Here is a 22,641-nt window from a genome sequence, read left to right on the forward strand (position 1 = left end):
CCCTTTTGCCCTTTGGAGGAGAAAACAAGATGAGCCACACCATCCGCCACGCCGCCCGCCTGGCACTGCCGCTGCTGCTGGGCCTGCCGGCCGCCGCGATGGCGCAGTCCGGGGTGACGCTGTACGGCGTGATCGACACCGCGCTGACCTACCAGACCCATTCCAACCCCGCGGGCGATGCCCAGATCGGGCTGCAGCAGGGCGGCGAAGGCTTCCTGTCGGGCAGCCGCTTCGGCCTGAAGGGCATCGAGGACCTGGGCGGCGGCATGAAGGCCGGCTTCGTGCTGGAGAACGGCCTGCTGGCCGACACCGGCAGGCTGGACCAGCAAGGCCAGCTGTTCGGGCGCCAGGCCTACGTGAAGATCGGCAACCAGTGGGGCGAGCTGGCGCTGGGCCGGCAGTACACCACGGCCAACACCATGCTGTACTACGTCGACCCGCTCGGCGTGGGCGCGGCGCCGTCCAATGCGTGGATGGTCTACCTGACCGGCCAGCGCTACGACAACGCCGTCAGCTACACCGGCAATTTCGGTCCGGTGTCGGTGATCGCCGAATATGCGCTGGGCGAAACCGCGGGCAACACCCGCGCGACCTCGTCGATGTCGTTCGGCGTGAGGTACGCGGCCGGCCCGATCACCGCAGTCGGCGACTTCCAGCAGACCCGCGACAGCCAGAGCCGCGCAGCACGCATCTACCTGGCCGGCCTGAAGGCCGCGGTCGGCCGCGCCAGCCTGTTCGCCAACTACATCCACAGCGACCGCGACGCGGGCTTCGATTCGTCCAAGGGCGGCACCGACACGGCCACCATCACCAGCATGTCCACCGCGGCCACGCCGACCAACCGCGCCGCCATCAGCTCGGTCTTCGGCGGCAGCCGCCACGACGACTTCTTCACGCTGGGCGCGAGCTACCCGGTCACCGGCAACGTCACGCTGATCGGCAGCGTGATGCACAACCGCACCCGTGCCGACGGCTTCAGCGGCAACCGCACCACTGCCTACGCGGTCGCCGACTACGCCTTCAGCAAGCGCACCGATGCCTACCTGGCGCTGGCCTACGACCGTGTCCACGGCGACTGGTCGGGCCTGTTCGGCAACAACACCACCAGCTGGACCGGCGGCAGCGGCAAGCCGCTGGACGGGCGCGACAGCCAGACCACGGTGATGGTCGGCCTGCGCCACCAGTTCTGACTTTTTGTAGACGCCCTGCCCGCGCCGCGCGGGCAGGGCACATCATTTGGAGAAAGCCATGGCCCTGCAGCAGACGCTGGTCATTCATGAAGCCCTGGACAACCCGCACGCCAACGGTGCGGTCGTCAGCGAACTGTTCGCGCCCTATGCCGGCGCCGGCGTGAGCGTGGAAGTGACCACGATCCACAACGCCCCGCCCGAGAACACGGCCAACACCACCGACTTCATCACTATCGTGATCCCCGGCACCACGGGCAAGCGTGGCGGCGGCAGTGCGCCGACGCTGGGCGTGATCGGCCGCAATGGCGCGATCGGCGCGCGCCCGGAACTGGTGGGGCTGGTGTCTGACGCCGACGGCCCGATCGGCTGCCTGGCGGTGGCGCTCAAGCTGGCGCAGATGAAGGCGCGCGGCGACCACCTGGCGGGCGACGTGATCGTGACCACGCACCTGTCGACCAATGTCTCGATGCAGCCGCACGACCCGGTGCCGTTCATGGGCATGCCGGTTTCGTCCGACACCATGAACGACTACCAGGTGCTGCCGGAGATGGACGCGATCCTGTCGATCGATGCGTCCAAGGGCAACAGCATCATCAAGCACCGCGGCTTTGCGATTTCGCCGACGGCGATGCAGGGCTACATCCTGCGCGTGGCGCCGGACCTGGTGGCGACCATGGAGTCCACCACCGGCTGCCCGGCGGTGACCTTCCCGATCTCGCAACAGGACATCACGCCGTACCACAACGGCCTGTACCACTTCAACAGCATCATGCAGCCGCACGTGGCCACCGGAGCGCCGGTGGTCGGCGTGGCGGTGACGGCGCAGTCGGTGGTGTCGGGCAGCGCGACCTCGGCCAACCATGAGATCGACATCGCCGAAGCCGTGCGCTTCTGCGTGGAGGTGTCCAAGCGCTTCGGCGCCGGCAAGTGCCAGTTCTTCAATGCCGCCGAGTGGGAGAAGATCCGCGCGGCCTACCCGGACCTGTCGGTATTCCAGACCGCGGGCAAGCGCTGAGCGCAGCGCCGGCGGCCTGGCAGGTTCAGGCGGCTTCGGCCGGCCCTGGCTGGTTGGCCGCCTCGGTCGGGGCGGTGCCGCCGTGGCGCCGCTTCCATTCGTCGAAGCCGCCGGCCAGCGCCCAGGTCTTCGGGTAGCCGGCCACCCGCAGGCGCTCGGCCAGCAGCGCGGCGGACAGTTCATTGGGGCAGGCGCAATAGACCACGATGTCGGCCCCGGCGTGCGGCACGCCCAGCGCGTCCAGGCTGTCCAGCGCGCCCTGCATGTCGAGCACCACCGAGCCGGGGATGCGCTCCATCGGCGTGTCGCCGTGCGCGCGCACGTCGATCACCACCGGCAGGCTGCCGGCGAGCCGGCGCGCTTCCAGCTCATCCACCGTCATGCGCGGCACGCGCCGCGTGCGGCGCAGCAGCCGGAAGCGGCGCCACCAGCGCCACGCCAGGAACAGCGCGAACGCCACCAACAGCCCCACCACGGCCATATGCCCGTAGGCGCTGAACGCCTCCAGGATGGCATCGATGAAATCGCTGAACACCACGCCGATCAGCAGGCCGCTGCCGGCCCAGACCAGCGCGCCGATGGCGTCATAGAACAGGAACACCGGCAACGGCGTGCCGGTCATGCCCGCCATCGCGGTAGACAAGGCCCCGGCACCGGGCAGCAGCTTGGCAATCACCAGCGAGCGCGGCCCCACGCGCAGATAGAGCGACTGGGTCTGGCGGATGCATGAGTCCTGCGAAATCGATACCCGGCAGATCGTGCGCAGCATCGGCTGCCCCAGCCGGCGCCCGGCGAAGTACCAGCCGGTATCGGCAATCAGGCAGGCGAAGATCACCGCCGCCAGCACCGCGCCGATCGACGGCCCGGTCTCCTGCACGCCCAGCGCGCCGGCGACGAACAGCATCGGGTAGGCCGGCACCGGCAGCCCGGCCTGCTCGACCAGCACGTTCAGGAACACCAGCATCAGCCCGTGGTTTTCCAGCAAGGCCTGTAACTCTCCCACCATGTTCTCCCCGTCAGTCCAGGATGCCAGTGTGCCAGTCGCCGGGGGCCCGTGCACCGCCAGCTTTGCATGGGTGTTTCAAATTTCCTGAGTGGCAGGCGCGCTGGCAGAAACCACTCCGACTTACGTTGTCCTACAACATCACACGCCTGCCCCACCGGGGCTCACCCACGGTACGACGGCCGTCATCCATGCTTGAAGTGCCCCTGACTGCATGTTTCTGTCCTTTTTTGCTCGCCGGCAGGACTTCCCAGCGAAAACGCCGGCCGCATCCCGGTTAACCCCGAATGATCGCCAGCCCTATTGCCTTCGCCAGGACCTTGTCGTACGATGACTGATAACTCGGCTGACCTGCACCGCCGTAGTCAGCCGCCACTGCCACCGGGGCCACTGGCCCGCTCAGGATTGCCGCAATGCTCGCACCCAACGAACTCAAGCAAATCGTCTCCGAAGGCCTGCTGTCCTTCCCCATCACCGACTTCGACGCCCAGGGCGACTTCGCGCCGCAGTCCTACGCCGCGCGGCTGGAGTGGCTGGCCCCGTACGGCGCCACCGCGCTGTTCGCTGCGGGCGGCACCGGCGAGTTCTTCTCGCTGACGCCGCAGGATTACTCGGCCGTGGTCGACACCGCCGTGCGCACCTGCGCCGGCAAGGTGCCGATCCTGGCCGGCGCCGGCGGCCCGACCCGCACCGCCATCGCCTACGCGCAGGAAGCCCAGCGCCTGGGTGCGGCCGGCGTGCTGCTGCTGCCGCACTACCTGACCGAAGCCAGCCAGGACGGCATCGCCGCCCATGTGGAGCAGGTCTGCAAGTCGGTGGATATCGGCGTGATCGTCTACAACCGCGCCAACTCGAAGCTGGATGCGACGCAACTCGCGCGCCTGGCCGAGCGCTGCCCCAACCTGGTCGGCTTCAAGGACGGCGTGGGCGACATCGAGGCCATGGTCAGCATCCGCCGCAAGCTGGGCGACCGCTTCTCCTACCTCGGCGGCCTGCCCACGGCCGAGGTCTATGCCGCGGCCTACAAGGCGCTGGGCGTGCCGGTGTATTCGTCGGCAGTGTTCAACTTCATCCCCAAGACCGCGATGGACTTCTACCGCGCCATCGCCGCGGATGACCACGACACCGTGGGCCGCCTGCTAGACAACTTCTTCCTGCCCTACCTGGCCATCCGCAACCGCAAGGCCGGCTATGCCGTGAGCATCGTCAAGGCCGGCGCCCGACTGGTCGGCCACGACGGCGGCCCGGTGCGCGCGCCGCTGACCGACCTGACCGGCGAGGAGATGGAGATGCTGGGCGCGCTGGTCAACAAGCTCGGCCCGCAGTAAGCAGCAAGCAAGCCGTCCTCGCATTGCATATCGACAGGCCGGCCGCGGGGCACTTGCCCTCCGGCCGGCGTTCCCGTTCCAAACGCTGACAAGGAATCCTTCCATGCACATCACCGGCGACATGCTGATCGGCACGCAAGCCGTGCGCGGCACCGAAGCCCTGCTGCAGGCCATCAATCCCGCCACCGGCGAAGCCCTGGGCCCTGACTTCCATGGCGGCGGCCAGGCTGAGGTCGAGCGCGCCTGTGCGCTGGCCGAAGCCGCTTTCAACACCTACCGCAACACCACGCCAGAGCAGCGCGCGGCCTTGCTCGAAGCCATCGCCACCGGCATCGAGGCGCTCGGCGACACGCTGATCGAACGCGCCCACCTGGAAAGCGCGCTGCCAATCGCGCGCCTGCAGGGCGAGCGCGGCCGCACCGCCGGCCAGCTGCGCCTGTTCGCCACCGTGCTGCGCGAAGGCCGCTGGCAGCAGGCTACCTTCGACCCCGCGCTGCCCGAGCGCAACCCGCCGCGCCCGGACCTGCGCATGCAGCGCATCGCCATCGGTCCGGTAGCAGTGTTCGGCGCCAGCAACTTCCCGCTGGCGTTCTCCGTGGCCGGCGGCGACACTGCCTCGGCGCTGGCCGCGGGCTGCCCGGTCGTGGTCAAGGCGCACCCGGCGCACCTGGGCACGTCGGAACTGGTGGGGCGCGTGATCCAGCAGGCCGTGCAGGACGCGGGCCTGCCCGAAGGCGTGTTCTCGCTGCTGGTCGGGGCGGGCAATGCCATCGGCACGGCACTGGTCACGCATCCGGCAATCCAGGCGGTGGGCTTCACCGGCTCGCGCGCCGGCGGCCTGGCGCTGATGCAGGCGGCCCAGCGCCGCCCGCAGCCGATCCCGGTGTATGCGGAGATGAGCAGCATCAATCCGGTGTTCCTGCTGCCCGCGGCGCTCGATGCGCGCGGCGAGGACATCGGCCGCCAGCTGGTAGATTCGCTGGTGATGGGCGTCGGCCAGTTCTGTACCAACCCCGGGCTGGTGATCGGCATTGAAGGCCCCGCGCTCGACAAGTTCCGCGCCGCGGCGCTCGGCGCGCTGCAAGGCAAGCCGGCGGCGACCATGCTGACGCCCGGCATCCACGCCGCCTTTGAGCAAGGCGTGGCGCAGCTGTCGTCGCTCGACGGCCTGCAACGCATTGGCGATGGCGTCGACGGCAACGGGGCCAACCAGGGGCGGCCGGTAATGTTCGAGACCACCGCGGCGCAGTTCATGGCGGATCACCGGATGCAGGCCGAGGTGTTCGGGCCGTCGACGGTGCTGGTGGTGTGCCGCGATCTTGAAGAGATGCTGGCGGTGGCGCGGCAGCTTGAAGGCCAGCTGACGGCGACGATGCAGCTCGACGATGCCGACCACGCGGCCGCGCGGCGCCTGCTGCCGGTGCTGGAACGCAAGGCCGGGCGGGTGCTGTGCAATGGCTATCCGACTGGGGTTGAGGTTGCCTATGCGATGGTGCATGGCGGGCCGTTCCCGGCGACTTCGGATGCGCGTTCGACTTCGGTGGGGGCGACGGCGATTGACCGGTTCTTGCGGCCGGTTTGTTATCAGAACCTGCCGCAGGCGTTGTTGCCGGAAGCGGTGAAGGGTTGATCGCGCAGGCCCCGCAGTGCGCGGGGCCTTTTTCTTATTGGGGGGTCTTCGCTAGATTTGGGAAGCCCTGCTTTGGCTTGTTGCCATGCGGTCGGTTGTCGCCCTTGGCAACAACAAAAACACCCCGCAAATCTGCGAAGAACCAGCTACGGCCCGCTAGCCCCAGATCAAGCCTCCAGCTTGATCCCCGCCTGCTTCACCACCCCCGCCCATCGCGCCTGCTCGGCAACAAAGAACTTCCCGGTCTCCCCGGGCGTCATCGTCACCACCTCCGCCCCCTGGGCCACCAGCTGCGCGCGCAGATCCGGCGCGCGGATGATGCGGATCAACTCGCCGCTGAGGCGCGCCACCATTGCATCGGGCATGCTGGCCGGAGCCATCACGCCCTGCCACGTCCCGGATTCAAAATTCGGCACGCCCTGCTCGGCGATGGTCGGCACGTTCTGCAGCAGCGGCATGCGCGTGCGCTTGGACTGGGCGATCAGCTTGAGCTTGCCCGACTGCACGTGCGGCAGCGTGGCCAGCATGCCGTTCATCAGCACCTGGGCGCTGCCGCCCACGGTATCGGCAATGGCCTGCGAGCCGCCCTTGTAGGGTACGTATTGCCACTTGGCGCCGGTGGCCTGCTCCACCGCCACGCCGGCCAGGTGCGGCGCGCTGCCGATGGCGGTCACGGCAAAGTTGAGCTGGCTGCGCTGCGACAGCGCCACCAGTTCCTTCACGCTGGCCGCCTGCACCGACGGATGCACCACCAGCAGGTGCGGCGAGTAGGCCAGCATCGACACCGGCTTGAGGTCCTTGGCGATATTGAAGGTCAGCTTGGTATAGACCGACGGGCTGATCGCCAGCGCGCCGATATCGCACAGCATCAGCGTGTGGTTGTCGGTGGCCTGCGCGACCAGTGCCGCGCCGACGTTGCCGTTGGCACCGGGGCGGTTGTCCACCACCACCGACTGGCCCAGCGCCTCGCCCAGCTGCTTGCTGATCAGGCGCGCGATGATGTCCGACGAGCCGCCGGCGGTGTACGGCACCACCAGGCGGATCGGGCGGGTGGGCCAGTCCTGCGCGGCGTGCGCAGCCGATGACAGGCCCGCGAGCGGACCGGCTGCCAGACCGGCGGCCAGTGCGGAGGATTGCTTGAGGAAGGTGCGGCGTCCCTGGGTCATGCTGTTGTCTCCTGTCGATGACGCGAGCGCCGGCGCGGCACGCGATGCGTGCATGCCCGGCGCGTTCTGTGCTGCAGTGTATGGGTTCAGTGCGATGGCTTCAGTCCAGCGCGATCTTGCCCTTCTCGATCACGGTCTTCCAGCGCTGCAGCTCCTGCGCCTCGAACTGGTTGAACTGCTCGGGCGTGTTGGCCACCACCTCGAAGCCGCTCTCGGACAGCTTCTGGCGCATCTTCGGGTCGTTCAGCGACGACACCAGCGCGCCGTGCAGGCGGCTCTTCACCTCGGGCGGCAGGCCGCGCGGCGCGGCCACGCCTTGCCACGAGTACACCTCCACATCCTTCACGCCGGCCTCGGCCATGGTCGGCACATTGGGCAGCACCGGCGAGCGCTTGTCGGAGGTCACCGCCATGGCCTTGAGCTTGCCGGTGCGGATGTGCTGCAGCACGGCGTTGACGTTCTGAAACGACACGTCGACCTGGCCGGCAAGCAGGTCGGAGATGGCCGGGCCGCCGCCCTTGTAGGGCACGTGCAGGCCGTCGGTGGCGCTCTTCTGCCAGAACAGCGCCGCGGTCAGGTGGTCGGACGAGCCTGCGCCGGACGAGGCAAAGCTGACCTTGCCCGGATTCTTCTTCATGTAGGCCACCAGTTCCTGCAGCGTGTTGGCCGGGAACTGCGGATTGGCCACCAGCACATTGGGCGCGCGCACCGCCACGGTCAGCAGGTCGAAGTCCTTGGCCGGGTCATAGGCCAGGTTCTTCTGCAGGAACGGGTTCACCGCGTACACGCCGATCGACGCCACCATCATGGTGTAGCCGTCCGCTGGCGCGCGCTTGACGAAGGTGGCGCCGATAGCGCCGGTCGCGCCGGGGCGGTTGTCGATGATGAAGGGCTGGCCCAGCTTTTCATTGAGCGGCACGGTCAGCATGCGCGCGATGGCGTCGCTGGAGCCGCCCGGCGGGAACGGCACCACCACCGATACCGGGCGTTGCGGCCAGTCCTGTGGCGCGGCGTATGCGGCGGCGCTGACGGTCAGGGCCGCCACCGTGACGACAGAGCCGAGCGCAAAGGCGCGCAGCCAGTGAGGCAGGCGCGGGGCGCGCTGGCGTTGGAACGTGTACATCGTTGTCTCCTGCAGTGTCTTTATCAGATGAGCCGGCCGTGCCGATCACGGCAGCGGCCGGTTGGGCGTTGCCGGTACTGCGTCAGCGCACCATGCAGGGCGCCTTGTTGTTGAACTTCCAGCCGGGGATCAGGAACTGCATCGCCGCGGCATCGTCGCGTGCGCCCAGGCCCTTGCGCTGGTACAGCTCGTGCGCGCGCGCCAGGGCATCCATGTCGAGCTCCACGCCCAGGCCCGGGGTCTTGGGCACCTGCACCAGGCCGCCTTCGATCCGCAGCGGGTTGCGGGTCAGGTTTTCGCCGTCCTGCCAGATCCAGTGCGTGTCGATGGCGGTGACGCGCCCCGGCGCGGCGGCCGCCACGTGGGTGAACATGGCCAGCGAAATATCGAAGTGGTTGTTCGAGTGCGAGCCCCAGGTCAGGCCCCATTCGGCGCACATCTGCGCCACGCGCACCGAGCCCTGCATGGTCCAGAAGTGCGGGTCCGCCAGCGGGATGTCGACCGACTGCAGCCGCACCGCGTGCCCCATCTGGCGCCAGTCGGTGGCGATCATGTTGGTGGCGGTGGGCAGGCCGGTGGCGGTGCGGAACTCGGCCATGATCTCGCGCCCGGAATAGCCGTCTTCGGCGCCGCACGGGTCCTCGGCATAGGCCAGCACGCCGCGCTTGTCGCGGCACAGGCGCACGGCCTCTGCCAGCGACCAGGCGCCGTTGGGATCCAGCGTGATGCGCGCCTTGGGGAAGCGTTCGGCCAGCGCCAGGATCGCTTCCATCTCTTCGTCGCCGCTCAGCACGCCGCCCTTGAGCTTGAAGTCGTTGAAGCCATAGCGCTCGTAAGCGGCTTCGGCCAGGCGCACCACGCCCTCGGGCGTCATCGCCACTTCATTGCGCAGGCGGAACCACGCGTTGTCGGCATCAGGCTCGGTGCGGTAGTCCAGCGTGGTGCGCTGGCGATCGCCGATATAGAACAGGTAGCCGAGCATCTCCACGGCGTCGCGCTGCTGGCCTTCGCCGAGCAGTGCGGCCACCGGCACCTCGAGGTGCTGGCCGAGCAGGTCGAGCAGCGCCGCCTCCAGTGCCGTCACGGCATGGATGGTGATGCGCAGGTCAAAGGTCTGCAGGCCGCGGCCGCCGGCGTCGCGGCTGGCGAATGCCGCGCGCACGCGGTTCAGGATGGACTGGTACTGGCCGATGGGCTGGCCCACCAGCAGCGGCCGCGCGTCTTCCAGCGTCTGGCGGATGCCCTCGCCGCCCGGGACCTCGCCCACGCCGGTGTGGCCGGCGCTGTCGCGCACGATCACGATATTGCGGGTGAAGCACGGGCCATGGGCGCCGGACAGGTTCATCAGCATGCTGTCATGCCCGGCCACGGGCACCACGGTCAGTTCGGTCACGACCGGGGTGTGGGCGGACGCCATGGGGGCGGCGGTTGGGGTCATCTCTGGGTTGTCTCCGGCATTTCCGATGGCAGGCGCAGTATCGTTCACCCGGACCATCACATCGCGTATGTTATCTGTCATCGTATGACTGATAACCCAGTATAATGAGGCCATCTCGAACCGGTCAAGTCCGGGAAACCCCGCCCGTATCCACCATGCCGAACTCCACCTCCGCCCAGTCCGTTCCGCCCGTTTCTGCGCCGCAAGCGCCGCTGCGCCGCCGCGGACGCACGCTTGCCGAAGAAGTGGTGCAAGCCCTTGGCGAAGAAATCCGCCAGGGCCAGCTCAAGCCCGGCAACAAGCTGCCGACCGAGTCGGAGATCATGGCGTCGATGGGGGTCAGCCGCACCGTGGTGCGCGAGGCGCTGTCGCGGCTGCAGGCCAGCGGCCTGGTCGAGACGCGCCACGGCATCGGCACCTTCGTGCTGGCGCGCGCGGCCGAGGTACCCTCGCCCTTCCGCATCGGGCCGGACGCGCTGGGCACGGCCATGGATGTGATGGCGATGCTGGAATTCCGCGTCAGCCTTGAGGCCGAGGCCGCGGGCCTGGCCGCGTCGCGCCGCACCGACGCGCAGCTGGCCGCGATGCGCCAGGCGCTGGACGAGCTCAAGCGCAGTGCCGGCGCCGGCAACGACGCCGTGGAGAGCGATTTTGCCTTCCACCTGGCGATTGCACGCGCCACCGGCAACCGCTACTTCACCGACATCATGGGCCACCTGGGCACCATGGTGATCCCGCGCAGCCGCCTGCAGGTCAGCACGCCCGAGCGCGAGCAGTACCTGGACCGCGTCAGCATCGAGCACGAGAACATCTACGACGCGATCGAGCGCCGCGACCCCGACGGGGCCAAGGCCGCCATGCGCATGCACCTGACCAACAGCCGCGAACGGCTGCGCAAGGCCTCGGCGCCGGCCGGTGCCCAGGGCTGAGCGGCGCACCCGCACTGGGTGTGGTGCGCCCGCCAAGTCATACGATGTCTAATGATAACGACCAGGAATTAAGGGGTCAGCCGGCAACGCCGCGCAAAGTCCACCAGCTCCACCAGGGACGAGACCTGCAGCTTGCCCATGATGCGTGCCTTGTAGCTGCTGACGGTCTTGTTGCTGATAAAGAGGCTGGCGCTGATGGCCTTGTAGGACATGCCGCGCGCCAGCATCTGCAGCACTACCAGTTCCTTGTCGGAAAGGCGCCGCAGGATCTCCTCATCCGCCGACATGGCCTGGCGCGGCGCGCCGCCGCGGCTGAGCATCGGGAACACGGTATAGCCCGCCAGCACCGCCTCGACCGCACGCAGGATTTCCTTGATGTCCTGGGTCTTGCTGACGAAGCCCTGCGCACCGGCCTGCCATGAGCGGCTGATGAACACCGCCGGGTCCAGCGCCGTCACCACCAGAATGCGCACCTGCGGATGGATCGCGCGCAGGCGCGGCGCCACATCCAGCCCGCTGGAGCGCGGGATGTCCAGGTCGAGCAGCACGAGGTCCGGCGTGCGCGCGCGCACCAGCTCGATGGCGCACTGTCCGTTGTCTGCTTCGATCACCTCGTCTACGCCAAGCAGCTGCAGCAGATGGTGCCTGAGCACCAGCCGCATCGCCGGATGGTCGTCAACGATCAGGATGGTTGTCATGCGTGGCTTCGTAGTCCGGGAACGCATCGGCGACGGCGCGCATTCTGCCCGGGCATGGGATGGCAGGGCGATCAACACGCGGGGCGCGACGCTGCGCCAGTATAGGGAGCCGCGGACGCTGGCAGGATGGGAGAAATCGGTTTCGCATGAGGCCGAATCCTAGGCCCGCCTCAGACACGCGCTCATGCCGGAGCACCGGGCCGCGGCGGTGTGCCCCTGCGCACGGCAGGGACAACGGCAAACAGCCAGTGGTGCTACTCTATTCCAGCGTGTTTCATCCATGGAGAACACTGTGCCTCGCAAGACCCCCATCGAGCGCTACCGCAACATCGGCATCAGCGCGCATATCGACGCCGGCAAGACCACGACGACCGAACGGATCCTGTTCTACACGGGCGTCAACCACAAGCTGGGCGAAGTGCACGATGGCGCGGCCACCATGGACTGGATGGAGCAGGAGCAGGAGCGCGGCATCACCATCACGTCGGCCGCCACCACTGCCTTCTGGAAAGGCATGGCCGGCAACTACCCCGAACACCGCATCAACATCATCGATACGCCGGGACACGTCGACTTCACCATCGAAGTCGAGCGCTCCATGCGCGTGCTTGACGGCGCCTGCATGGTCTACGACGCCGTCGGCGGCGTGCAGCCACAGTCCGAGACGGTCTGGCGCCAGGCCAACAAGTACGCGGTGCCGCGCATTGCCTTCGTCAACAAGATGGACCGCGTCGGCGCCGACTTCTTCCGCGTGCAGACGCAGATCGCCGACCGCCTCAAGGGCCGCGCCGTGCCGATCCAGATCCCGCTGGGCGCCGAGGACCATTTCCAGGGCGTGGTCGACCTGGTCAAGATGAAGGCCATCGTCTGGGACGATGCCAGCCAGGGCGTGCGCTTTGCTTACCAGGACATCCCGGCGGAGCTACTGGCGACCGCACAGGAATGGCGCGACAAGATGGTCGAAGCCGCCGCCGAGGCCGACGAGACGCTGCTCAACCAGTACCTGTCGGGCGAGCCGCTGACCGAGGAGCAGATCAAGCGCGGCCTGCGCAAGCGCACCATCGCCAACGAGATCGTGCCGATGCTGTGCGGCAGCGCCTTCAAGAACAAGGGCGTGCAGAGCATGCTGGACGCGGTCATCGACTACCTGCCCTCGCCCGCCGACGTGCCGGCCATCCTGGGCCACACCGAAGACGACCGCGAAGCCGAACGCCATCCCAACGACGACGAGCCCTTTGCCGCGCTGGCGTTCAAGATCATGACCGACCCCTTTGTCGGCCAGCTGATCTTCTTCCGCGTCTATTCCGGCGTGGTCAAATCCGGCGACACCGTCTACAACCCGGTCAAGGCCAAGCGCGAGCGCCTGGGCCGCATCCTGCAGATGCACGCCAACGTGCGCCAGGAGATCAAGGAGGTGCGCGCCGGCGACATCGCCGCGGCCGTCGGCCTGAAAGAAGCGACCACCGGCGACACCCTGTGCGACCCCGACAAGGTCATCATCCTGGAGCGCATGAGCTTCCCGGAACCGGTGATCTCGCAGGCAGTGGAACCCAGGACCAAGGCCGACCAGGAAAAGATGGGCATTGCGCTGAACCGCCTTGCGCAGGAAGACCCGTCCTTCCGCGTGACCACGGACGAGGAATCCGGCCAGACCATCATCTCCGGCATGGGCGAGCTGCACCTGGAAATCCTGGTCGACCGCATGCGGCGCGAGTTCGGCGTGGAGGCATCGGTCGGCAAGCCCCAGGTGGCCTACCGCGAGACCATCCGCCAGCCGGTCAAGGACGTGGAAGGCAAGTTCATCAAGCAATCGGGCGGACGCGGCCAGTACGGCCACGTGGTGCTCAACCTCGAGCCGATGCCGCACGGCGGCGGCTATGAGTTCGTCGATGCCATCAAGGGCGGCGTGGTGCCGCGCGAATTCATCCCCGCGGTGGACAAGGGCATCCGCGAGACCCTGCAGTCAGGCGTGCTGGCCGGCTACCCGATCGTCGACATCAAGGCCACGCTGGTGTTCGGCTCCTACCATGACGTCGACTCGAACGAGAACGCATTCCGCATGGCCGGCTCGATGGCGTTCAAGGAAGGCATGCGCCGGGCCAGGCCCGTCCTGCTGGAGCCGATGATGGCCGTCGAGGTGGAAACGCCTGAGGAATTCACCGGCAACGTGATGGGCGATCTGTCGTCACGACGCGGCATGGTGCACGGCATGGAAGACATCGCCGGTGGCGGCGGCAAGATCGTGCGCGCCGAGGTGCCGCTGGCAACCATGTTCGGCTACTCCACCACGCTGCGCTCGCTGACGCAGGGGCGCGCGACGTACACGATGGAGTTCAAGCACTATGCCGAGGCGCCGGCCAATGTGGCTGAGGCGGTGATATCGACGAAGCGGGGGTAACAATGGTTTGCTCCTCTCCTCCGCGTGCGGGAGAGGGGCCGGGGCAGAGGGCCGGCGCATCCACGCACCCGTGCCCTCCTCCTTGATCGCGATCAGCAGGCCGCCGCCGTCATCTTGAAGATCCCCTGCGCATTCCCGGCATCAAACCCCAGGTCATAACGCTGCGGCGCTGCCGCTTCATCGGCAAAGCGGTCGCGCGTGATGAACTCGTAGAACGATCCCGGCACGTCCCGCTCCATCGTCTCGCCGTGCGCGCCGACGAAGGCGCGGCGCACCGTATCCGCGCGGAACGCGGTCTGCTTGACGCGGCCGCTGCCCGAGACTTCCACCTTGTCCTTCATCGGCCGGCCCAGCTGCTTCTGCTGCTCGGCGAGCGCGAACACATCGTCGACGCGGTCGGTGGCGTGGTTGAAGGCGTTGCCTTCGGTGGCGACCCAGGCCATCTCCGCCGATTCACTGAGCAGGGTTTCATAGTCGGCGAGGCTCGGGGTGGCGTGCTGGCGCTCGAAGCATGGCACCAGCAGGCCGACCAGCTCGGCGCCGTCAACCAGGTCCAGCGCGCCGTCGCGCTCCAGCTGCCACAGCAGGGTCTGCGCGCGCGGCGTGAGCGGGTCGGCGGAGGTGCCGGTGACGCGGCTGACGGCGGCGCGGAAGGCTTCGCTGAAGCGTTCCGGATGGAATTCGCTGAGGAAGAACTGGGCGATGTCCTCGGGCGCGTCGGCATGCGCGTATGAGCGGCCGGTCATGCCGATGCGGTCCAGCGGATAGGTGCCGTTGAGCACGTAGCCGAGCGGGCGCAGGATGCGGGTGAAGGCGGCCTCGCCTTCGGGCAGCGCGCCGTTGTCGCGCCACTTGACCGTGCGCAGCGCGCCGTGGTCGAAGGTGACCTTGCCGCCGGCGGCGGCAACGTCGTCGGTGTAGGCGCGGCCGCTCGGCACGCGCTCGAGGATGCCGCCGAACAGCACCATGTTCAGGGCCTGGGCGATTTCCGCGCGGCTGGCGCGGCCCTGCGGGGCCTGCGGCAGATCCGCGGGCAAGGTGACCAGCGCGAGCAGTTGCGCGGCGCGGGCGGCGCCGACGTTGGCGGTGAGAAGCGTGGAGAGATTGGAGGTCATGGGCGCAAACAGGTGAACACTGGGATGGCAGCCGGGCTGGCGACGATACGCGGGGCAGGATAGGGGCACCCCCATGGCGCGCACAAGCGCGCATTGCGCACAACGTTGTGCGTGCGGCGCACGACCGCGGTAGCGGTGCGGCCTGGCGCCGCTGTTTATACTGTCAGCCTTCCTTCCCTCGCAGTCCCATGAGAAACGACATCCCCAACCTGGGCGCGCTGCAGGCCTTCGAGGCCTCGGCGCGGCTGGGCAGCTTTACCCGCGCCGCGGCAGAGCTGGCGCTGACGCACAGCGCGGTGGGGCGGCAGGTGGCGCAGCTGGAGCAGCGCCTGGGCGTGGCGCTGTTCACGCGCGTGCGCCGGCGCCTGGAGCTGACCGATACCGGGCGCGAATACGCCGCGCGCATTCGCCGGCACCTGGACCACCTGCAGCGCGACACGCTGGAAATCACCACCGGCCGGGCCATGGGCTACACGCTGGAGCTGGCGGTGGTGCCCACCTTTGCCACCCAATGGCTGATCCCGCGCCTGCCGGACTTTGCGCGGCGCCATCCCAATGTGACGGTCAACCTGGCGGCGCGCTCGCAGCCGTTCTCGTTCCAGGAATGCGCCTATGACGCGGCGATTTATTTCGGCGACCAGTTCTGGCCCGGCACGCGCGGCGGCGTGATCTTCCGCGAAGGCGGCATGGTGCCGGTGTGCAGTCCCGCCTTCCTGGCCGGGCATCCCGTGACCGACGCCGCCAGCCTGGCGCGCTGCCGCCACCTGCACCTGAGCACGCGCGCCAACGCCTGGCGCGACTGGTACGCGGCACAGGGCTGGGCCTATGACCTGGCCGCCTCGCGCGGGCCGCGCTACGAACTGTTCACGATGATGACGGCCGCCGCTACGGCCGGGCTTGGCATCGGCCTGGCGCCGCGCCTGCTGATCGAGCGCGAGCTGCAGACCGGCCAGCTGGTGATCCCGCTGGCGGGCATGCTGGACGAACAGCAGGGCTACTACTTTGCTTATCCGGAGGGCCGGCCCGAATCCGAAGCGCTGGCGGCCTTCCGCAACTGGATCCTGGGCCTGTCGCGCGATGCGCCGGCCACCGCTGCCGGCAACTGATCGCGCCGCCTCGCTGCGCCCCATGACGCACTTTCCGGGGGCGTTTGCGCAATGCAGGTAAACTAGCGCCTGTTCGCCGCACCCGGGACGACCCGGAACATGCCTCCCCGGTCATATCGGCCCTGGCCGCCATGACTGCCGAAGCGGGCGCCGGCGAACCCGCTCAATGGCCTTCGGGCCGCTCCCGTGGCGCCGGCAACCGGCGCTGCCCAAGGCTTGCCCGGCAACACTGCCGGCATTCGCCGCCAACCAGGCATCGCCGCCCACTTCGACCTTCGCCCGGGCCCTGCGCATCCGTTGCGCTGCGCCCGATGACGACCCGCGCGCCCCCGCGCGGGACTGGAACCCGCAGGCCATCGGCCTGACGGAACCGCGCCGGCGCGCTGCAAGCACCGGGGCGGCTCGGACTTCCGGAGGAAATCCATGAACCAGACAGCCAGCCACTGGCTGCTGGCGGCCGGGCTTTTGCCTTTCGTCGCCCTTGCCGCCCTCACCGGCACCAACGCCCACGCCGAGCCAGGCGTGACCCTGTACGGCATCGCCAGCTCCGCCGTGCGCTACACCTCCAACCTGGATGGCCACCACAACGGCCAGGCCGCACTGGTCTCCGGCGGCATGGTCGGCAGCCGCTTCGGCCTGAAGGGCGATGAAGACCTGGGCGGCGGCAACCACGCCATCTTCCAGCTCGAGGCCGGCATCGGCAGTGACGACGGCCGCTCCAGCTACAACGCGCTGTTCGGGCGCCAGGCCTATGCGGGACTTTCCGGCGACTGGGGCAGCCTGACCTTCGGGCGCCAGTACAACGCGCTGAACAATATTGGCTGGGCCTTCAATCCGCTGGACCAGGGCTGGGGCAATTTCTGGTCCGACCCGCTGTATATCGGCGGCGACATCTTCTTCCAGGACTACCGCATCAACAACAGCGTGGTCTACAAGAAGACCGCAGGCCCGCTCACGCTGCAGCTGGACTACGGCGCCGGCGAGCAGCCCGGCAGCCTGGCGCTCGGCACCACGCTGGGGGGCGGGCTGATGTTCCAGCAGGGCGCGCTGGCGCTGGGCACGGCCTATGACCAGCGCAAGAGCGCCGACGGCGGCAACACCGTGCGCAACTACTCGGTGGGCGGCTCCTACGCTTTCGGCAAGGCCACGGCCTACCTCGGACATATGGGCCGGCGCGAATCGGCGGGCGACGCTCGCTTCAATATTGCCTTTGCCGGCCTCGGTTACCAGCTCACGCCGGCGCTGCACGTCTCGGGCGCCTACTACCGCTACTGGCAGGGTGGCAACGTGACTACGCAGTTCCAGGACGTGCCGGCGCTGCTGGGCAGCGGCAACGCTGACAGCATCGCCGTGGTGGCCGACTATGCGTTGTCCAAGCGCACCAGCCTGTACCTGGAAGCCGATGCCGTGCACGCGCGCGGCGGCGCGGTCGGACGCGAGACCGAATACTGGGCCGGCGCGCCCGCCGCGGGCGTGGACAGCACCACGCGCGTGGGCGTCATGCTTGGCATGCGGCATCACTTCTGAGGATCGCGGCGGCTCCACCGGGTGCCGCTGCAGGAAGGCGCGCAGCGCCATGCTGACGCGCCTTTTTTTCCATGCCGCACGAAAGAATTACCACGGCGGCAGCCGGCAACTTCAGCCCCATGCGTACTGCGCCACAAACGGCGCAGGCATGGTCATTGCGCATGCCATGCATTCCAACTCTTGCGACAAGGAGCACAGCATGCCGAACCAACCTCCCACCAGTGCAGGCGCGGCCATCATCGGTTCAGGCGTGGGCGAAGGCCCGGGCCCTGAAGTGATGGCGGCATCGAGCCTTGACGGCACCAAGGCCTATTCATCCGATGGCGAACACGTCGGCAAGATTTCCGAAATCATGCTGGACGTGCCGCACGGCCGCATCGCCTACGCGGTGCTGACCACCGGCGGCTTCCTCGGCATCGGCGACACGCTGCACGCCATCCCATGGAATGCACTGGTCATGGACACCGACGAGAAATGCTTCCGGATTGCGGTGACGGCAGACCGGCTCAAATCCGCACCGGGCTTCAACAAGGACAGCTGGCCGAGCATGGCCGATCCCCAGTGGGGCAAGTCGCTGCACGAATACTACGGCCGTGACCCGTACTGGGTGTCCCCGCCGCTGTAGGCCTGCGCAGGGGCTACGCTCAGGTGGCAAGCAGCCAGCGCGCGGCCGGCGCGGCCAGGCCGATACCCGCCACGCCCGGCAGCAGGCGCTGCACCGCGCGTGGCGCATAGGACAGGCCCAGCGCCACGGCAAACGCGCTGGCGGTCAGCGTGCCAAGCCACGACACCGTTCCCAGCGGCCCGCCGTCGGCAGCAACATGGAGCGACCAGGCCAGCGCGAGCGCGCCGGCACCCGCCGCGCGCAGCCCGGCCACGGCGCGCCGCGACGGCATGCTGCCGCGGCCATGGATATCGGCATGGTGGCGGTCGAGCGACAGCGCCAGTGCGGCGAATCCTGACAGCGACAGTGCGAAGGCAGCCAGCATATTCATGCGGGCTCCTGCTTGACGGCAGCCACTTCGGCCACCTTCTGCGGCTGGCGCAACGTGCGCCGCGGTGCCGGCTGCCTGCGTCCGGCCATCCAGGCCGCGGCTGCCAGCGCGATGCCGAGCGCCAGCGTCACCAGGTCGAAGCCAGCCACCGCCGCCGGCCCGCGTCCCTGCAGCAAGGTCACGCCCAGGTGCGATCCGGTGGTCAGGGCATTGAGCACCGGGACGCCCCCGAACAGCGCCGCCCCCACCCACAACTGCGCGCGCCACATGCCGCGCGCGGGGCGCAGCAGCGCCAGCAGCGCGCTGGCGGCCCAGGCGATGAAGAACCAGCGGATCTCCGCCTCGGGCCGCTGCGCCAGTTCCACCGGCAACAGGCGGTTGGCCCAGAAGTAGCTGGCAAAGGCAATCGGCAGGCCGGCGATGGCGCCGATGTTCAGCGCCTCGGCCAGGCGCAGGCCAGCGCTGGGGCGTGCCCCTGCAGCCAGCGCCTTGGCCTGCTGCTGGCGCGTGCGTACCGCCCACAGGATCGCCCCGGTAGCCACCATGGCGGTGCCGGCAAGACCGCACAGGAAGAACAGCGCGCGCAGGCCTGGTGAAGCAAAGCCGGCGATATGCAGGCCGGTCATGACGCTGCGCGTCAGCTCTGCCGCTGACTTGTCTTCTGCGTACGCGCGCAGCATGGCGCCGCTGGTGCCGGAGAATTCAAGCGTGGACGCATCGTGTGCCAGCGTAGGCGGCTCGGCACGGGTCAGCGCCACGGTGGCATTGGCATCGCCCGGCAGGTTCACGGTGATGCGCCCCGGCGCGGCCCCCTGCCAGCGTCGTTCCGCCTGCGCCACCATGTCTGCCACGCTTGCCAGCGCGGCGGGCGTGCCCGCTGAGCTGGCTGGCCGCGGACGTAGCATCGCCTCGGCCTGGAAAGCGCGCTCGCCGCCGCGGTAGGCGGCCTCGATCCCCCAGGGCATATACATGAACAGCAGCGTGACCAGCCCGGTGTAGGTGATCATCAGGTGGAACGGCAGCGCCAGCACCGCCAGCGCATTGTGCGCATCGAGCCAGGATCGCTGGCCCTTGCCGCGCCGGAACGTGAAGAAGTCGGCAAAGATGCGCCGGTGCGTGATGACGCCGCTGACGATGGCTACCAGCATGAACATGGCGCAGAAGCCGGCGATCCAGCGCGCCCACTTGGCCGGCATGTAGTGCAGGTCGAAATGCAGCCGGTACAGGAACTCGCCGCCGCGGGTCTCGCGCGCGGCCTGCAGCGGCGCGCCGGTGGCCGGGTCGAGCAAGCGGCTGTCGAACCGGCGCGGCTTGCCGTCGGCGTCGCGCGGCGCCTGGCCCGGCTTGTAGACCCACCGCACGGTGGCGGCCTGGCGCCGATCGTCGGGCAGCGTGATGAACCAGCGCGCGGCATCCGGTGCCTGCCGGCTGAGGTAGCGCACCGCGTTCTGCGCCACCTGCGCGGCCGGCACCTCGGCGGCGGGCGCGGTGCGATGCAGCTCGGGCCGCATCCACAGCGAGATCTCTTCCTTGAAATAGCTGGCGGTGCCGCCGCAGAACATCAGCAGCAACACCCAGCACACCAGCAGGCCACTCCAGGTATGGAGCCATGCCATCGACTGCCTGAAACCCGCGCGCATCAGCCGCCCCGTCCCACGGCCAGTAGCGCCAACAGCAGCGCTGCCGGCAGCGCCAGCCCGGCCCAGGCTCGCCACGCGCTGCGCACCGCGAAGACCCAGACCACCGCCGCGGCATAGATCGCAAAGGACAGCAGCGTGGCCGTGGTCACGGCATCGGGCCGCGCCATCGGCAGCCACACGGACAGGGCCGCGGTGGCCAACGCCGCCAGCGCGTAGCCGCCAGCAATGGCCGCGACCGCGCGCGAGGCTACCCCGGCGCGATAGCGCCAGCCGGACGCGTGGGCCTGGCTCATGCCGGCACGCGCAGTGCTGCGCCGCAGGCCAGGCCGGCCGTCACGGCTGAGGCTGACTGCAGCGGCATGCCGGAGACGGGGCGTCGATGGCGGGAGGAAAGTCGATACATGGCGCAGGACCGGGGCAAGAAATCGTTAAGAATGATAACAATTCTCATTACTGACCTCAAGGTCGTACATTGCGCCACCGGGTCACCCTCAAAAAACGAGGCCACCCGTAAAATTTTCCTTGTAATGAGATCGATTCCCATTTACTATGCGATCACTGCCTGACGCACGATGCACCAGCCGACAGGCAGACCGGCCAGCTCCGGCGCGCCGCGGCACGCGGCAGCAACCGAAGCTGGCAGGAACGACAGGATTTTCCGGATGCCGCCGCTGCGGCATTCGACACCGACTTTTGTGGGGACCGCTCCGTCACGCGGAGCGTTTGGCAGTAGCCAGTCTTCGGAAGATCGGGAAAGCAACCAGACCCCGCTTTCCCGATCGCGTCTTCCGGTGACAAGCCAGGCCACCTTTTTATTCCGCGCGTCGTGCAAGCACGGCGCGCCGCCAGGGACGGGAGCGCCAGCGCTGGTCCGGCCCTGGCGCTTCAGCCTGAAATCCCGCCAAGCCATCGACGCCGCCAGTGCGCGGCGCCAGGCCGGGCGCCGCCCTGCGCGCGGGGCGCCAGCCGCATGCCAATGCCTTCCGCCATGTCATTCGAGAGCACAAACCCGATCCATCTCAAGCGCGCCGGCCTGAAGGCCACGTCGCCGCGCATGCGGATCCTTGAAGTGTTCCGCACCAGCGCCCAGCGCCACCTGAGCGCCGAAGACGTCTACCGCATCCTGCTGACCCAGGACGAGGATGCGGGACTGTCCACGGTGTATCGCGTGCTCAACCAGCTGGTGCAGGCCGACATCCTGCTGCGGCACAGCTTCGAGTCCGACCACGCCGTGTTCGAACTCAACGAAGGCGGCCACCATGACCACCTGATCTGCGTCGCCTGCGGCCGCGTGGAGGAATTCCGCGATGAAAGCATCGAGCAGCGCCAGCGCCAGGTAGCCGCCGACAACGCCTTTGTCTTGCGCGAGCACATGCTGGTGCTGTATGGCGTCTGCCCGCAATGCCGGGCCGGCGCCACCGAGGCCGAGCCCACGCCGGAACTGCCCGCCCGGGCGTAAGCGCGCACCTGACGGAGCCATCCATGGAGCGCCTGAACAAGCCCCTGTCCGAACTGAAACGCCTGATCAACCTGTGCCTGCGGCAGGAGCCCGGCTGCCACGACTGCCAGCTGCGCGCGGTCTGCGTGCACCGGCCCGACCACACCGGCTGCAACTGGAGCGCCGAAGTCGACTTCCCCGAACGCAGCGAAGCCGACGCCGTGCGTCACCTGCGCCAGGCGCGCCGCGTGGTGGTGATGGTGCGCGAGCAGTACAACGTGGCGGCGGGCACGGCGGCACAGGCCTGAGTCAGTGGCCTGGCGTCCTGGCTCAGATATCGAGCTGCGCTGCAGTGATGCCGAGTGCGGCGGCAATGCGCTCACGCGAGGTCTTGCGCAGGCGGGTGCTGTTCTCCTGCTGCGCATAGGCTGGCTGTGAAATGCCGAGGCGCACTGCGACGTCTGCCTGGGTCAGGCCAAGATGCTCGCGCCAGGCGCGCAGAGGCGGCACGTCATCGGCTAGCACGCGACGCACGACCGCATGCGGAACCAGATCACTGGCGCGCGCATATTGCGAGACGTAGTCCCCATAGGGAATCACGACAAACGCCGGCTTGCCATCCGGCCCGATGATCGTCTGGATGTTAGTAGGTGCGTTCATCCCGCTTTCTCACTTCCTGTATTTCCACGATTCGTATCGCTCCGTCCCAGTCGAACAGCACCCGGTAGTTGCCGACTCTGAGCCGATAGCCATAGGCATGGTTGGCTAGCGCTTTGACATATTGGCAGTTCGGCATATGCCCCAAGCCCTCAATCGCATCAAGGATCGCGACGCGCATTGGCTTGTCGAGCTTTCGGACTTGCCTCGTGGCCTTCGTTGCCCAATATATCGAGTTCATCACT

General features: G+C 68.3%; 22 protein-coding genes. 11 read left to right on the forward strand and 11 right to left on the reverse strand.

All coding sequences use genetic code 11. The annotated features are described in order from the left end of the window. Positions 1-29: 29 nt before the first annotated feature. Both AC3WVS_RS15005 and AC3WVS_RS15010 read left to right on the forward strand, forming a co-directional pair. Positions 30-1,190: a porin gene (locus AC3WVS_RS15005; RefSeq protein WP_492319289.1), complete on the forward strand. Its 1,161-nt coding sequence runs from the start codon at positions 30-32 to the stop codon at positions 1,188-1,190. A gap of 58 nt (positions 1,191-1,248) precedes the next feature. Next, positions 1,249-2,205 (forward strand): DUF1177 domain-containing protein, encoded by a 957-nt coding sequence (locus AC3WVS_RS15010; protein WP_492319290.1) that lies wholly within the window; start codon positions 1,249-1,251, stop codon positions 2,203-2,205. A gap of 25 nt (positions 2,206-2,230) precedes the next feature. On the opposite strand, the gene AC3WVS_RS15015 is transcribed toward AC3WVS_RS15010, so the two are convergent. Next, positions 2,231-3,211 carry a DedA family protein/thiosulfate sulfurtransferase GlpE gene (locus AC3WVS_RS15015; RefSeq protein WP_492319291.1) on the reverse strand — a complete coding sequence of 327 codons (981 nt, stop codon included), beginning with the start codon at positions 3,209-3,211 and terminating at the stop codon, positions 2,231-2,233. A gap of 410 nt (positions 3,212-3,621) precedes the next feature. On the opposite strand from AC3WVS_RS15015, the gene kdgD reads away from it, so the two are divergent. Together kdgD and AC3WVS_RS15025 are read left to right on the forward strand one after the other, a co-directional pair. Continuing rightward, entirely contained in the window at positions 3,622-4,536 is a 915-nt protein-coding gene (gene kdgD, locus AC3WVS_RS15020; RefSeq protein ID WP_492319292.1) for a 5-dehydro-4-deoxyglucarate dehydratase, read from the forward strand. 103 nt (positions 4,537-4,639) lie between these two features. Continuing rightward, entirely contained in the window at positions 4,640-6,166 is a 1,527-nt protein-coding gene (locus AC3WVS_RS15025) for an aldehyde dehydrogenase (NADP(+)) (protein ID WP_492319293.1), read from the forward strand. Positions 6,167-6,333: 167 nt separating this feature from the next. On the opposite strand, the gene AC3WVS_RS15030 is transcribed toward AC3WVS_RS15025, so the two are convergent. The 3 genes from AC3WVS_RS15030 to gudD all read right to left on the reverse strand — a co-directional run bounded on the left by AC3WVS_RS15030 (position 6,334) and on the right by gudD (position 9,893). Next, complete coding sequence (locus AC3WVS_RS15030) at positions 6,334-7,332, reverse strand: Bug family tripartite tricarboxylate transporter substrate binding protein (RefSeq protein ID WP_492319294.1); 999 nt, start codon at positions 7,330-7,332, stop codon at positions 6,334-6,336. Positions 7,333-7,432: 100 nt separating this feature from the next. Continuing rightward, positions 7,433-8,455: a Bug family tripartite tricarboxylate transporter substrate binding protein gene (locus AC3WVS_RS15035; RefSeq protein ID WP_492319295.1), complete on the reverse strand. Its 1,023-nt coding sequence runs from the start codon at positions 8,453-8,455 to the stop codon at positions 7,433-7,435. A gap of 82 nt (positions 8,456-8,537) precedes the next feature. Then, positions 8,538-9,893 carry a glucarate dehydratase gene (gudD, locus tag AC3WVS_RS15040; protein WP_492319296.1) on the reverse strand — a complete coding sequence of 452 codons (1,356 nt, stop codon included), beginning with the start codon at positions 9,891-9,893 and terminating at the stop codon, positions 8,538-8,540. 155 nt (positions 9,894-10,048) lie between these two features. Between gudD and AC3WVS_RS15045 the strand changes: the two genes are divergently transcribed. Beyond that, a complete protein-coding gene (locus tag AC3WVS_RS15045; protein WP_492319297.1) occupies positions 10,049-10,822 on the forward strand; it encodes a FadR/GntR family transcriptional regulator in 774 nt (257 codons plus the stop codon). 68 nt (positions 10,823-10,890) lie between these two features. Here AC3WVS_RS15045 and AC3WVS_RS15050 read toward each other — a convergent pair whose 3' ends face one another. After that, positions 10,891-11,520: a response regulator gene (locus AC3WVS_RS15050; protein WP_492319298.1), complete on the reverse strand. Its 630-nt coding sequence runs from the start codon at positions 11,518-11,520 to the stop codon at positions 10,891-10,893. Between the two features lie 292 nt (positions 11,521-11,812). Here AC3WVS_RS15050 and fusA point away from each other — a divergent pair, with 292 nt between their 5' ends. After that, positions 11,813-13,918: an elongation factor G gene (gene fusA / locus AC3WVS_RS15055; protein WP_492319299.1), complete on the forward strand. Its 2,106-nt coding sequence runs from the start codon at positions 11,813-11,815 to the stop codon at positions 13,916-13,918. A 92-nt stretch (positions 13,919-14,010) separates the two neighbouring features. Here the strand turns inward: fusA and AC3WVS_RS15060 are convergent, their stop codons facing one another. Then, on the reverse strand, positions 14,011-15,033 hold the full coding sequence (locus tag AC3WVS_RS15060; RefSeq protein ID WP_492319300.1) for a DUF1338 domain-containing protein: 1,023 nt from the start codon (positions 15,031-15,033) through the stop codon (positions 14,011-14,013). Positions 15,034-15,221: 188 nt separating this feature from the next. On the opposite strand from AC3WVS_RS15060, the gene AC3WVS_RS15065 reads away from it, so the two are divergent. From AC3WVS_RS15065 to AC3WVS_RS15075, 3 genes are all read left to right on the forward strand, one after another. Further along, a complete protein-coding gene (locus AC3WVS_RS15065; RefSeq protein ID WP_010814030.1) occupies positions 15,222-16,139 on the forward strand; it encodes a LysR substrate-binding domain-containing protein in 918 nt (305 codons plus the stop codon). 423 nt (positions 16,140-16,562) lie between these two features. Beyond that, positions 16,563-17,666, forward strand: a complete 1,104-nt coding sequence (locus AC3WVS_RS15070; RefSeq protein WP_492319301.1) for a porin — start codon at positions 16,563-16,565, stop codon at positions 17,664-17,666. A 199-nt stretch (positions 17,667-17,865) separates the two neighbouring features. Continuing rightward, positions 17,866-18,291, forward strand: a complete 426-nt coding sequence (locus AC3WVS_RS15075) for a PRC-barrel domain-containing protein (RefSeq protein ID WP_492319302.1) — start codon at positions 17,866-17,868, stop codon at positions 18,289-18,291. Between the two features lie 19 nt (positions 18,292-18,310). Here the strand turns inward: AC3WVS_RS15075 and AC3WVS_RS15080 are convergent, their stop codons facing one another. Genes AC3WVS_RS15080 through AC3WVS_RS15090 form a run of 3 tightly spaced genes read right to left on the reverse strand, consistent with a single transcriptional unit; the run spans position 18,311 to position 20,594 of the window. Beyond that, positions 18,311-18,661 carry a DUF3325 domain-containing protein gene (locus AC3WVS_RS15080; RefSeq protein WP_492319303.1) on the reverse strand — a complete coding sequence of 117 codons (351 nt, stop codon included), beginning with the start codon at positions 18,659-18,661 and terminating at the stop codon, positions 18,311-18,313. Beyond that, positions 18,658-20,301 (reverse strand): PepSY-associated TM helix domain-containing protein, encoded by a 1,644-nt coding sequence (locus AC3WVS_RS15085; RefSeq protein WP_492319304.1) that lies wholly within the window; start codon positions 20,299-20,301, stop codon positions 18,658-18,660. The genes AC3WVS_RS15080 and AC3WVS_RS15085 overlap by 4 nt, the downstream gene beginning before the upstream one ends. Further along, positions 20,301-20,594, reverse strand: a complete 294-nt coding sequence (locus AC3WVS_RS15090) for a DUF3649 domain-containing protein (RefSeq protein ID WP_492319305.1) — start codon at positions 20,592-20,594, stop codon at positions 20,301-20,303. The genes AC3WVS_RS15085 and AC3WVS_RS15090 overlap by 1 nt, the downstream gene beginning before the upstream one ends. Positions 20,595-21,271: 677 nt before the next feature. On the opposite strand from AC3WVS_RS15090, the gene fur reads away from it, so the two are divergent. Beyond that, a complete protein-coding gene (fur, locus tag AC3WVS_RS15095) occupies positions 21,272-21,760 on the forward strand; it encodes a ferric iron uptake transcriptional regulator (RefSeq protein WP_492319306.1) in 489 nt (162 codons plus the stop codon). A 23-nt stretch (positions 21,761-21,783) separates the two neighbouring features. Then, positions 21,784-22,047 carry a hypothetical protein gene (locus tag AC3WVS_RS15100; protein WP_492319307.1) on the forward strand — a complete coding sequence of 88 codons (264 nt, stop codon included), beginning with the start codon at positions 21,784-21,786 and terminating at the stop codon, positions 22,045-22,047. Positions 22,048-22,069: 22 nt separating this feature from the next. On the opposite strand, the gene AC3WVS_RS15105 is transcribed toward AC3WVS_RS15100, so the two are convergent. Further along, positions 22,070-22,399, reverse strand: a complete 330-nt coding sequence (locus tag AC3WVS_RS15105; protein WP_492319308.1) for a helix-turn-helix domain-containing protein — start codon at positions 22,397-22,399, stop codon at positions 22,070-22,072. Beyond that, positions 22,383-22,637: a type II toxin-antitoxin system RelE family toxin gene (locus AC3WVS_RS15110; protein ID WP_492319309.1), complete on the reverse strand. Its 255-nt coding sequence runs from the start codon at positions 22,635-22,637 to the stop codon at positions 22,383-22,385. The genes AC3WVS_RS15105 and AC3WVS_RS15110 overlap by 17 nt, the downstream gene beginning before the upstream one ends. Between the last annotated feature and the right edge of the window lie 4 nt (positions 22,638-22,641).

It is taken from the genome of Cupriavidus sp. CPT47-8839-RL05A, assembly GCF_058792255.1.